Here is a 12,207-nt window from a genome sequence, read left to right on the forward strand (position 1 = left end):
CCGGCTTCCACTTCGGCAGCCCCCTGACCGACCCCGACAACCTGGCCGGCATCACGGCSGCCACCAAGGCGATCAACGACGCCGGCGGCATCAACGGGCGCCCACTCGTCATCAAGACCTGCAGCGACAACAACGACGTCAACCAGGCCACCATCTGCGCCCGCAAGGCGATCGACGACTCCGACGTGCTCTCCCTGATCGACGTCGGGTCGTCCTACGGCGACGCGTACACCCCGCTGCTGGAAAAGGCCAGCCTGGCCAACCTCGGCGACCTGCCCTCCGGCAAGGCCGACCAGAACTCCACGATCTCGTTCCCGCTCTACGGCGGTACCTTCACCACCATCGTGAGCGCCACGGCCGCCATCAAGCACCTCGACGCCAAGAAGATCGGCGTTCCCTACGTCGGTATCCCGGCCGGCGCCCAGCTCCCGCCGTTCATCAAGCGCATCGTCGAGCCGATGGGCGGCAGCGTCGTCGGCGTGCAGGCCATCCCGATCACCGCGACGGACTACTCCTCGTTCGCCGCCAAGGAGATCGCGGACAAGCCGGACGTGATCGTCGACGGCCTCACCGCGGACATGTACACCAAGTTCATCCGCGCGGTCCGCCAGCAGGGCGGCACGGACATCAAGTTCCTCGCCTCGACCGGCGTGTTCGACGTGGGCCAGATTGCCAAGCTGTTCCCGGGAGACAAGAACATCTACATGGTCGAGCAGTACGATCACACCGCGCCCGGCTACCAGCACTTCCTCCAGGACATGGACAAGTACAACAAGAGCTACCCGAACCGCAACGACGGCGCGACGTCCGGCTGGCTCGGCACCTACGCCTTCGCCCAGGGCATCAAGGCGCTGATYGACAGCGGCAAGACCGAGCCGACTCGCGCCGACTTCGTCCAGTACCTCAACAAGCAGACCAACTTCGACGTCGAGGGTCTCACCGGCGGCATCAACTTCACCAAGCCGAACACCTCGCTCGGCGGCGGGACCCCGCGGGTGTTCAACGACCGCGTCTGGCTCTCCCACGTCGAGGGCGACAAGGCCACCCCGCTGAACGGCGGCAAGCCGTTCAGCCTCTTCCTGGAGGACTGACCGCCGGGGTGCCGGCCCGAACCTGGGCCGGCACCCTTCCGGGTCTCAGCACCAATCCGAGCTTCAGCACCAAGACCGATGGCCCCGGGCGTCGCCCGGGGCCATCGGTCTTTCGGTCTGTCTTCCTGTCACCACCGGATCAGCGCCGGATGCCCGTACACCCGTCGGGTCAGGACAACAGCAGCCAGAGCTCGTCGGTGCCTCGCTCCAGGCCGGTGTGGCGGCGCGCGGGCCGGGCCGGATCGAGCCGGTAGACCGGCCAGACACGGTGGATCTCCTCGAGGGCGACCCGCAGCTCCATCCGCSCGACGYGCGCGCCGATACAGCGGTGCAGACCGGCACCGAACATCAGGTGGCGCTYGTCCGGCCGGTCGAAGTCCAGCACGTCCGGATCGGTGTAGACGTCCTCGTCCCGGCCGGCCGAGCCGGTGAGGGTCACAATGTGGTCCCCGGCGTGCAGCTGGGCCCCGGCGACGGTGACGTCCCGCGTGACGAGGCGCGCCTGCGCGACGATCGACTCATAGCGCATGAGCTCCTCAAGCGCGTCACCGACCAGCCCAGGATCCCTGCGAAGCCGGTCGGYGAGCTCCGGACGCGCCGCCAGGTGACAGACGCTGTTCGCCAGCACGTTGGAGGTGGTGTGCAGGCTCGCGTTCCACATGGTGACGCAGATGTTGGCCATCTCCGCGGGCTCCAGCGACCGGTCGCCGAGGCGAGCCCGGACCAGCTCGTCGAGCATGCCGTCGGCCGGCCCCGAGGTGTCCGCCGAGCGCTCGACCACCAGGTCACGGAAGAACGCGAGCATGCGGACACGAGTAGACCGTGTGGCCTCCTTGCGTTTGGCCAGGTCGTTCGTGCCCGCGCGCATGCCCTCCTCGTCCCAGCGCCGCAACATCGCGACGGTCTCCGCGGGCATCCCGAAGACGTCGCCCATGACCAGGAACGGGAACGACACGGCGATCTCGGAGACGAACTCGACGGCCTCCCGGCCCTCCGCCGCCGCGAGCAGCCCGCGCATGTGGCCGCGGGCGCGGTCCTCCCAGCGGCGGACCCGCTGCGGGGAGAACCAGCGACCGAGCAGAGCCTTGTAGGGCCCGTGCTCGGGCGGGTCGAGCTCGATCGGGATCCGCCGGCCTGACGGGTCCTTGGTCGGCGGCACGAACAGGACCTCGTTGGAGAAGCTCTCCGCGTCCTGCAGCACGGCCAGCACGTCGGCATACCGCGACGCGACCCAGTAACCGCCGAGCTGGTCGCTGTGGCCGAGGGGGCAGCCGCGCAGCTCCTTGTAGCGGTCGTACGGATCGGCGTGCAGGGCCGCGTCGGTCCAGATGTCGAGCGTCGGCAGCCACGCCGGGACGTCGCCGGCCCTCGCCGGCGCGCCCGGGCCCGGCGCGCCGGCCTGCTCACGCATGGGCGTCGACGACCGCGATCGCACCCTCCGGGCACGCACCCGCGGCCCGGCGCGCCAGCGCCTCGTCCGCCGGCTCGACCTTGGCCTCGCCCGTGACGTTGTAGCCCAGGTCGTCGAGCTCCATCAGGTCGGGCGCCATCAGCGCGCAGACCGCGTGGCCCATGCACCTATCCCGATCCACGACGATGCGCACGCACAAGCCTCCTCAACCGTCTGCCTGCTCCTCGATGGCGGCCGCTCCCGTCAGGTAGGTCGCCTCGATCTCCTCGAGGCGGCCGGCGAGCTCCGCGGCCTTCCCCTCCAGTTCGATCTTCCCGCGCCGCAGCACGTACGCCCGGTCGGCGACGGCGAGGACGTTGCGGACCTGCTGCTCGACGATCAGCACGCCGATGCCGCTGTTCGCCGCGTCCCGCACCGCCGACAGGAGCCGCTGCACGATCATCGGGGCGAGGCCGAGCGACATCTCGTCGGCAAGCAGCAGCCTCGGCTGGGCCGCGAGCACCCGTGCCAGCGTCAGGATCTGCTGCTCGCCACCGGACAACAGCCCGGCTCGGCGCTTGAGCAGTGGCTTGAGCTCCGGCAGCAGCTCGAGGGCGGCCTCGGGGTCGCCACGCCCAAGGCGCAGGTTCTCCATCGTCGTCAATGACGGGATGACCGCACGCGACTCCGGCACGAAGCCGAGCCCCGCCCGGGCGCGCAGGTGCAACGGCGCCCGGCTCGTACGGCCCAGCCACGCTACCTCGCCGCCCGAGATCGGCAGCACTCCGGCCAGGGCGAGCAGCGTCGTGGTCTTGCCGGCGCCGTTCGCGCCGAGCAGGGCGACCACCTCACCCGCACGGACCTCCAGGTCCATGTCCCGCACCACCGGGACGCCCCCGTAACCGGCGCTCATCGACGACGCGGACAGCAGCGGCTGCGCCGGCTGGGCCGGCTGCGCTGTCGTGGCGCGCTCGGCGCCCACATCGACGGTCATGCCGTGACCCCTTCCGTGGTCTGGGTGGCGAGCGCGGGTGCGGCCTCGTCGGCCGACGCACCCAGGTAGGACTCCACGACCGCGGGGCTGTTTCGGATCTCCTCCGGCGTCCCCTCGGCGATCACCTTGCCGAACTTCAGCGCGACGACCCGGTCGCAGGTGCTCAGCACCATGGGGACGTCGTGCTCGATCAGGAGGATGGCCATCCCCCACTCGTGGGCGAGCCTGCGGATCAGGACCCCGAGCTCGCGGGTGCTGCGCTCGTCGAGGCCCGCGGCGGGCTCGTCGAGCAACAGCACGGATGGCATCATGGCGACCGAACGGGCGATCGCGACCAGCCGGCGCTGTGCGTAGGGCAGCTCGGACGGCAGGGCGCCCAGGTAGTCCGCCAGGTCGAACTCCCGGACGGCCGCGACCGCGCCCGCGTTGAGCGAGCCCCGGTRGGGCCGGAACAGGTCGGTGATCCAGGCAGCCAGACCGCGCTCGTCGGACGCGGTTCGAAGGTTGCCGATGACGTTGAGGTCCTCGAACAGTTCCAGGGACTGGAAGGAACGGGCAAGCCCGCGACGAGCCCGGGTGATGGCGTTCGCGCGGTTGAGGGAAGCCCCTTCGAGCGAGACGTCGCCGGTGTAGTGGCGGTGGAAGCCGGTCGCGACGTCGATCAACGTGGTCTTACCGGCACCGTTGGGACCGATGAGACCGACGACCTCGCCGGGGGCGACACTCAGATTCACGTCCGACAGGGCGACGACACCCCCGAAACGCAGGGAGATGTCGCGCAGCACCAGGGTCCGCGGGGTGACCCGGGCGGCCGGTCCGCTGGCGGCCACCGCCGCACCGGTCGGCGCGCCGTCGTTGTCGGCGGCGGCTGGCGCCGATGCCGATGCGTCGGCCAACGCCGCGGCGATCCGCTTCTGCCGGCTCGCCTCGGCCTTCGCGCTGCGCCGGTGGCCCAGTATCCGCCGGATGCGCTGGAACTCCTGGATGTTGGCCCAGGCCACGCCATGCGGGGACACGACGATCGTCAGCACCAGCACCAGCGCCGCCCCGAGCAGGAACCAGCCGCTGACGTCGACGATGTAGGAGAGCAGGTCCTGGACGATGCCCCCGGAGGCGCCGGCCGCGCCGACGATCGCGCCGCTGATGAAGCCGATCCCGCCGATCACCGAGAGCAGGATGACGTTGATCGAGGCGAACACGTCGTACTGGTCGAAGGTGACGTTCGACGTGCGGTACGCCAGCAGCACCCCGGCGATCCCGGCGATCGCGCCGCCGACGCTGAAGGCGAAGAGCTTGACGCTGAAGACGCTGATGCCGAGGCTCGCCGCGGCACGCTCGTTGTCCCGTACCGCGATCATGCTCCGGCCGGCGCGGCCCTTCCGCACGTTCGCGACCACGAGGCCGACGAGGAGCGTGAGGATGATGCATAGCAGGGCGTACCGCGCGGGATGGTCCGTGACGAGCACGTTGAGCCCGAAGATCTCCGGCGGCGGGACGACCGTGCCGCGGATGACGCCGCCGGTGTAGTCCGGATTGGAGAAGACCACGGCCGCGATGACGACCGCCAGCCCCATGGTCGCCACCGCCAGGTTGACACCGCGGGCGCGCAGCGAGGGCAGCGCCACCAGGAGCGACACCGGGATCGTCGCGACGACGCCGATGATCGCGGCCCACACGAACGGGACACCCGCCGCGTCGTTGAGACGGGTGGAGACCAGGGCACCGATCCCGGCCAGGGTGTACTGCGCGAGCGACAGCTGGCCGGCGAAGCCGGTGACCACCACCAGCGACAGGCAGAGAATCCCGAAGATCGCGGATACGACGAGCGCGTCGGTCCATCGGTCGTTGCCGACGAACGCGGTGACGACCGCGATGACCAGGACGACGCCCAGCATCGGCCACGGGATACGGCCCGTGCCCACCCGGGGCAGGCGGTCGGCGAGGTGGCTGCGCAGCGGCAGGCCACGGCCCCGGACGACGAGCACGAAGATGATGACGAGGAACGCCACGGCGTTCGGCCAGCCCGGCGCGTCGATGTAGCGGGTCGCCAGCGACTCCAGCACGCCGATCCCGACGCCGCCGAGCAGCGTGAACGGCAGTGAGGAGAAGCCACCGACCAGCGCCGCGCTCAACGCCGGGATGATCGTCAGCGTGAGCGACGTCGGCGAGAGGCCGATGATCGGGAGCAGGATGATCCCGGCGAAGCCGGCGAGCCCGCCTCCGAGTGCCCAGTTGACGCCGGCGACCCGGTCCGGGCTCCAGCCGAGCGTCGACATCGCCAGTTCGTTCTCGGCGACGCCGGTGGTCGCCAGCCCGAAGCGGGTCTGCCGGTAGAGCAGGAACAGCACGGCGAACAGCCCGATGGTGATGCCGAGCATGATCAGCCGGTCGACCGGCACCGACGCGTGCCCGTAGGGCGTGATCGTGTCGTTGGGCAGGATCGGGTCGACGAACTTCGAGTCGGTGCCGTACCGGTGCTTCGCGCCCTCCTGGGCCGCGGTCATCAGGCCGAGGGTGGCGATCACGCGTGCCAGCKGGGACGCGTTGCGCATCGGCCTCATGACGAGCAACTGCACGAGCAGGCCCGCGGCGGCGGCCAGCAGAACCCCGGCAATGATCGCGACGGCCAGTGGCACGTCCCCGCGCAGCTCATAGAACGTCGCGGCGCCGACGAGCGCGAAGGCGCCGTTGGCGAAGTTCACGACGCCCGAGCCGCGGTAGGTCGCCACCACACCTAACGCCAGCAGGGCGTACGCGCCTCCGGCGCCCAAACCCAGCAGAACGAACTTGATTAAGTCACTCACCGTGGTCCTCCCAGCAAGCCCACGTCGGCGCCGCTGYCACAATCAGGGCCACCGCTCCCACCTTCAACGTCTCGGATCCTGCATCCAGGTAGCCTGATGGGAACGAGGGGCGAAGTCAATCACAGACAGCCCATCAGCTCGCCTGAACACGAAAGCGCCGACAGCTCGGCCCACGACGGCGACCGCCGAGGCATAGGTCGACAAGGTGGATCCTGGATGCCTGAAGACGATACGCGGTAGTCGATCTCCGTGCGGTCGGCGGGATCCTCGGGCGTCCGGAGAGCGGATACGGACGCCACCTGTGTTCACTCAGGCGAGGCGCGGTGGCCAAGCGCGACGATCTCGGCGCGGCCACGCGCGTCTCACCGGCGCTTCCGACCTCCGTGGGCAGGAGGGCCGCGCGGGCCGCGCGCGTCAGCTCAGAGGCCGGAGACCATCCCCGAGGCTCCCGTGTTCTCGACGGCCGCACCGCGGCGAGCGATGCCCAACCGTCCGAACCTCAGGGCGTACGCGGTGGCGTCGAGTCGGAAGCCTGGCCGTGCAGGTGCACCRCGAAGTCCAGCGTCTTACGGATGTGGCGCTTCGCGGCGGTCTCGGCCTCTCTCGTCTTGCCCTCACGGATGGCCTCGTAGATGCCGCGGTGGTCCATGTTGCCCTCGTGGATCAGCGCGCCCGCCGTCCGGGCGAGGTCCTCCAGCAGCCCGGGGTGCCGGTGCGCCTCCTGCTGCAGGTAACGGGTCAGCAGCATCTGCGAGCTGAGACGGACCAGCGGCACCAGATCGGACAGTTTCGAGTTGCCCGCGGCGTCCAGGATCGAGAGGTGGAAGTCGGCGTGCGCGGTTCCGTAGGCGGCCGCGTCCACCTCGCCCTGGGAGGCGGCGTCCATGGCGTCTATGCAGTCCACGAGATGCTGGTCCGCCCGCGGGCTCAGCCCGCGCCGCGCGGCGAGACGAGCCGCGAGGCCATCGATGACCTCGCGGATCTGGTAGGTCTCCGCGATCGCCCCGATGTCGAGGGACACCACCTCGACGGTCTTGTTGCCGTTCGAGATCTGGACCAGCCCATCCCGCTCGAGCATGCGGATGGCTTCACGAAGCGGBGTTCGGCTGACCCCGAGCTGCTCGGCGAGCTGGATCTGCAACAGGGGTGTGCCCGGCTCCAACGTGCCGTTCAGAATCTGCTCGCGAAGGACATGGGCGATCTCGTCGGCGAGCCGGACGTTGGGTCGGTCCAGAGGCGTGACCAGGCGTGGGAAGGGCGCCTTCGCGTCCCCGCGGGAGCTCGCTGTCCAGGCGCTCTCGCTCGCGACCACGTGGTCAACCATGGAGATCCTCCCAGTCGGGGCGGCCTTGGACCCAGGATACTCGCCGAGCAGTCCAGCTCGGCGCAGCCATCGGCCTCTGGGCACGAACCCGAGGGGCTGCCCAGCGGCCACGCCCGCCCGTCGACCTCGACGACCTGTGGCCACGGCCCGGCCTGGCGCCCACTCGTGGGCGCGGCTCACCGGGCGCGGGCCGCGACACCGGCGGAGGTGCGGGGCAGGTCACGCACCTCCCTACTCCGCGCCGAAGATCCAGGCAGGTATCCTGCATTCGGGAACCAGCGCGAGGAGAATCCGTGGCCGACCTCTCGACCAACCTGCCGAGCGGGCTGCTGAACCGCCCCCAGACCCGGCTCGCGGACGATGTCGCGCATTTGCTGCGCGACCTCATCCTGCGCGGGGAACTGGCGCCCGGAACGCCTCTCCTGCAGATCCAGCTCGCCGAGCGTCTCGGTGTGAGCCGCACACCCTTGCGAGAGGCATTCCGCGTTCTTGAACGCGACGGTCTGCTTCGCATCTCCAACGGTAACAAGACCGTCGAGGTCATCGAGCTCAACCGTCAGCACCTGATCGAGACCTACCAGATCAGGGAGTCCATCGACGSCCTCGCCGCCAGGCTCGCGGCGACCCGTAGCCTGCCGCCGCAGGTCGAGCGGCGGATGGAGCAGGCGATCGAACAGATGGAATCCGCGTCCAGCCCGGCGCTCGACGGCGCGAAATATGGTGAGGCGCACGCGGACTTCCACCTGTCGGTCATCGAGGCTTCTGGCAACTCCCGGCTGAGCGAGTTCGTGCCGCTGGTCCGGCTCTCATCCCACATGCTGCTCACCCGGTATCTCCAGCAGCACCTCGCCGACGACCTCGAGCCGACGCTGCAGCACGCGATCCGCGCCGGTAACGACGACCACCGGAACATCTTCATCGCCATCCGGGACGGCGCGTCCAGGCTCGCCGAAAAGGCCGCGACGCAGCACATCCGGCGGACGCTCAAGGTCGTGGAAGACGTGAAGGAGATGCCTGCCGCCGCGCCGGCGTTCCGCACTGCCTGAGCATCGCGTCGGAGCGGGCGGCCGGCTCCCGGCCGCGGTTCCTACAGCCACCCGCGACACTGCTCACGCTGTCGGCGTGGGCGGTGTCGGCTTCACGAGGGCCGTCGACGGACGATCAGCCCAGCCGCCGGCGGGGCCGCAGATCTGGAGGCCGGCACCCAGTGCCGGGCCTCGTCAGCCGCACGACCGCACCTCACCGCTAGTCCGCTATGTTCTGGCCACACCATTTTATGCTGTCTCCCGCACCGCTACCTATCGGCTCAAAGGCCGATCCTGCGGCATTGACGCGCATGAAGACGTAGCAGTTGTTGAGAACCCCCTGAGATTTCGCCATGTCGAGTGGCGAGGGCAACAGGCCGCCGGCGTCGTAGGTGGCCTTAGAGGATGTCTCGTGTGGCGGATCCCGGTGCTGCAAACCCTTGCGGCTGCGGGCGTCTGCCGGAAGAAGCTCCCACGTGAGACATCYACTAACCACCGTCGTCTGAGGCGCATCCTGTTCCTACATCAAGAACGCCCAGGCCGACCTGCGCCGGGTTAGCCGAATGTCGAGGAGTAGCCGGCCCGTCTCGTCGAGGCCAAGCGTGATCGGGTAGTCGTTGGCACCAGCACATCACGAACGCTCTGGTCGATCTTCGCGGGGACACGTCATCGATATCCCACGACTCGGCTCATCGCAGTGTCGCCGCATCCGGATGCCGCGGGCTACGGGGTGCCGGTGGGGCCCGCCTGGTGGAGGCAGTAGGTAAGTCGTTGGAGGAGGTCGTCGAAGGACTCGCCCGCCTGCCAGGTCTGGTAGGCGGTGGAGTTCGCCGCCAGGGCGAGGTTCAGTTGCAGGGTTCTGGTCAGCTCGTCGGCGTTCGTGGTGCGGGAGGCGACCCAGTCGCGCAGGTCGGTGATGAACTGCTGGCCGAAGTTCTGGGTCGACTGGGCGAGCGCGGGTGACTGGGCCTTGAGCTGGTGTTGCAGGGGCATCCGGTCACGCAGGCTCTCGATGAACCCGGTGATGATCGCTGTGAGGGAGTCCCAGAGCGGCTCGCCGGCTGGCCGGGCGCTCATCAGGGCCTGCCAGTTGTCCCGCTGTTCGGGGTCCTGGTCGAAAACCACCGCTTCCTTGCTGGCGAAGTAGTTGAAGAACGTGRCGCGCGAGACGTTCGCGGCGGCCGCGATCTGCTCGACGGTGACGGCTTCGTAGCCACGCTCGTCGAATAACCGCAGCGCGGCGGCCCGGATGGCGCGCCAGGCTGCCAGCTTCTTGCGTTCCCGCAGGTTCATCGCTCCTCCCACGACCATGCTAACTTCTAGACGAGTCCAAATTTGGACTCGTCTAAGTGCTTGGGTAGGGTCGGAGCGTCGCGCCACGCCGCCCGGCCTGGGCTGCTGGCACGGCCCAAGCACCGCCGTCCTGGAAGGGGAACCGTGAGCAAGGTCTGGTTCATCACGGGCACGTCCCGCGGCTTCGGCCGCTACTTCGCCGAATCCGCCCTCGAACGCGGCGACAAGGTCGCCGCGACCGCCCGCGACATCAGCACGCTGGACGACCTGGTCGCCAAGTACGGCGACGCGGTCCTGCCGCTGACCCTCGACGTCACCGACAAGCCGGCCGTCGCGACCGCGGTCGCCGCCGCGCACGAGAAGTTCGGCCGCCTGGATGTCGTGGTCAACAACGCCGGCTACGGCCTGTTCGGCATGGTGGAGGAACTGACCGAACAGCAGCTGCGCGACCAGCTGGAGACCAACTTCTTCGGCGCGGTCTGGGTCACCCAGGCCGTCCTGCCGATCCTGCGCGCCCAGGGCAGCGGCCACATCGTGCAGATCTCGACTATCGGCGGCGTCGCCGCGTTCCCGTCCCTTGGCGGCTACCACGCCTCCAAGTGGGCCCTAGAAGGGCTCACCGAAGCCCTCGGCCAGGAACTCGCCGGCACCGGCATCAACGTCACCCTCGTCGAACCCGGCGCCTTCGCCACCGACTGGGCCGGCTCATCCGCCGTGCATACCGAGCCCAACCCCGCCTACGACCACCTCCGCCAGGCCATGGCCGCACGCCGCGGCACCTCCAAGGCCGGCGACCCGGCCGCCGCCGGCCCCGCCCTCCTGCAGATCGTCGACGCCGAGAACCCGCCGCTGCGGGTCCTGTTCGGCTCTCAGCCCGTCGAGATCGCCAAGCAGCTCTACGCCCAGCGCCTGCAGACCTGGAGCGACTGGGAGCACGTCTCGCGCGCCTCGGAGGGCTGACCTCACCCGGGCGACCTGCTGCGGCGTTCCGCCCGGCCCGGCCCGGGCCGGGCCGGGCGGAACGCGGCATACCATCACTCGGGCGTGGGCGAAGCCGGGGGCGGTGAGCCTGGCCGCCAGCCCCTCCGGACTGAGTAACTGGGACGTCGCCGGTGCCCTGGTCATCTCGAAGCACACCGCCGAAACCCACGTCGAGCGCCTCCAGGAATCCTGGATTGGTGGCCAGGTATACGTGGACGTCCTTACTCCGCACCCGGACCGACCAGGAAGAGGAGGCATGTGTTGGCTGACAAGGCGCTGGTGGTGGCAGGCATCGCGTTAGAGCTGGTGCTCGACGGCTACGTCACCTGCAGTCCGGAGCAGGTCATGCAGCCGCCCGACGACGCACCGTCCACCTGGCAGACCAACGGTGAGTGGTTCGGTCCGGGGCCGTGGCGCATGCCGATGGGCGGGTTCCTTCTACGGGTCCCCGGGCGGACCGTCCTCGTCGACGCGGGGGTGGGTCCCCGCTGCGTTCCCAACGTGATGGAGACGGGGCAGTTCCTCACCTCGCTGACGGCGATGGGCGTCGGCGTGGACGACGTGACCGACGTGGTCATCACCCACCTTCACTACGACCATGTCGGATGGGTGAGTCAGGACGGGACGCCGACGTTCCCGCGCGCCGTCCATCATCTGCACGCGCGGGACTGGGAGTACGTGCACAGCGGGCACGCCTCCCGGGCCGCGGATAGCGTGACCGAGAGTCTGCGACCGGCCGCGGACCTGCTGCACCTGGTGAGCGGCACGCGTACCGAGGTGCTGCCCGGGGTGGTCCTACGCCACGTCCCCGGGCACACTCCGGGCAACTGCCTGGTCGAGGTCGGGGAGGGCGACGACGTGGCCCTGCTGCTGGGGGACACAGCACACCACCCAGTCGCCCTGGTCGACGACCGCTGGATCGACCATTTCGACGCCGACCGGGACCAGGCGCGCCGCGCGAGAGCCGAGATCTCCGCCGAACTCGAACGTTCCCATGCCCCCGCGACCGGTGCCCACTTCGACGGCGGCCGCTTCGGCCGGATCGTCCGCACCACCGACGGCCGTCTCCACTGGCGTCTGGTGACGTAGGGCGCCGCCGTGGTCGGGCCGCCGCACCAGGATCAACACGGTCGCGCCGGCACGGGGCGGCCGGGCGGCCGGGCGCCCGGCCCGACCGCGCCGCCCGGAGACCCCTAGACGAGCATCCCGATGCCGGATATCCTGAGTCCAGGATACCGAATCCACGATGTGCTGAGCGGGTGGGCTACGGCGGCGCGGCCGCTCCCGTGCGGTGGCGGTTCGTGC

10 protein-coding genes are annotated in these 12,207 nt (G+C 69.7%); 4 read left to right on the forward strand and 6 right to left on the reverse strand.

Annotation, left to right across the window (positions count from 1 at the left end):
* On the forward strand, positions 1 to 1,091 hold a 1,091-nt coding region (locus BL253_RS32940; RefSeq protein WP_076821379.1), incomplete at its 5' end, for an ABC transporter substrate-binding protein.
* A gap of 169 nt (positions 1,092 to 1,260) precedes the next feature.
* Here BL253_RS32940 and BL253_RS32945 read toward each other — a convergent pair.
* The 5 genes from BL253_RS32945 to BL253_RS32965 all read right to left on the reverse strand — a co-directional run bounded on the left by BL253_RS32945 (position 1,261) and on the right by BL253_RS32965 (position 7,603).
* Complete coding sequence (locus BL253_RS32945) at positions 1,261 to 2,502, reverse strand: cytochrome P450 (protein WP_076821380.1); 1,242 nt, start codon at positions 2,500 to 2,502, stop codon at positions 1,261 to 1,263.
* Positions 2,495 to 2,695 carry a ferredoxin gene (locus BL253_RS32950; protein WP_076821382.1) on the reverse strand — a complete coding sequence of 67 codons (201 nt, stop codon included), beginning with the start codon at positions 2,693 to 2,695 and terminating at the stop codon, positions 2,495 to 2,497. Before BL253_RS32950 ends, BL253_RS32945 begins: the two co-directional genes overlap by 8 nt.
* 12 nt (positions 2,696 to 2,707) lie before the next feature.
* The gene (locus BL253_RS32955) at positions 2,708 to 3,475 is read right to left on the reverse strand and encodes an ABC transporter ATP-binding protein (protein WP_076821384.1); all 768 of its coding nucleotides are present in this window, start codon (positions 3,473 to 3,475) and stop codon (positions 2,708 to 2,710) included.
* Positions 3,472 to 6,279 (reverse strand): ABC transporter permease subunit, encoded by a 2,808-nt coding sequence (locus tag BL253_RS32960; protein ID WP_076821385.1) that lies wholly within the window; start codon positions 6,277 to 6,279, stop codon positions 3,472 to 3,474. The genes BL253_RS32955 and BL253_RS32960 overlap by 4 nt, the downstream gene beginning before the upstream one ends.
* A 499-nt stretch (positions 6,280 to 6,778) precedes the next feature.
* On the reverse strand, positions 6,779 to 7,603 hold the full coding sequence (locus BL253_RS32965) for a GntR family transcriptional regulator (protein ID WP_081438931.1): 825 nt from the start codon (positions 7,601 to 7,603) through the stop codon (positions 6,779 to 6,781).
* Between the two features lie 293 nt (positions 7,604 to 7,896).
* Between BL253_RS32965 and BL253_RS41965 the strand changes: the two genes are divergently transcribed.
* The gene (locus tag BL253_RS41965; protein WP_076821387.1) at positions 7,897 to 8,649 is read left to right on the forward strand and encodes a GntR family transcriptional regulator; all 753 of its coding nucleotides are present in this window, start codon (positions 7,897 to 7,899) and stop codon (positions 8,647 to 8,649) included.
* 702 nt (positions 8,650 to 9,351) lie between these two features.
* Here BL253_RS41965 and BL253_RS32975 read toward each other — a convergent pair.
* On the reverse strand, positions 9,352 to 9,939 hold the full coding sequence (locus BL253_RS32975; RefSeq protein ID WP_198946501.1) for a TetR/AcrR family transcriptional regulator: 588 nt from the start codon (positions 9,937 to 9,939) through the stop codon (positions 9,352 to 9,354).
* A 126-nt stretch (positions 9,940 to 10,065) separates the two neighbouring features.
* Between BL253_RS32975 and BL253_RS32980 the strand changes: the two genes are divergently transcribed.
* On the forward strand, positions 10,066 to 10,881 hold the full coding sequence (locus BL253_RS32980) for an SDR family oxidoreductase (protein WP_076821391.1): 816 nt from the start codon (positions 10,066 to 10,068) through the stop codon (positions 10,879 to 10,881).
* A gap of 282 nt (positions 10,882 to 11,163) precedes the next feature.
* On the forward strand, positions 11,164 to 11,991 hold the full coding sequence (locus BL253_RS32985) for an MBL fold metallo-hydrolase (protein ID WP_131831630.1): 828 nt from the start codon (positions 11,164 to 11,166) through the stop codon (positions 11,989 to 11,991).
* Positions 11,992 to 12,207 lie beyond the last annotated feature (216 nt).

It is taken from the genome of Pseudofrankia asymbiotica, from assembly GCF_001983105.1.
GTDB classification, from domain to species: domain Bacteria; phylum Actinomycetota; class Actinomycetes; order Frankiales; family Frankiaceae; genus Pseudofrankia; species Pseudofrankia asymbiotica.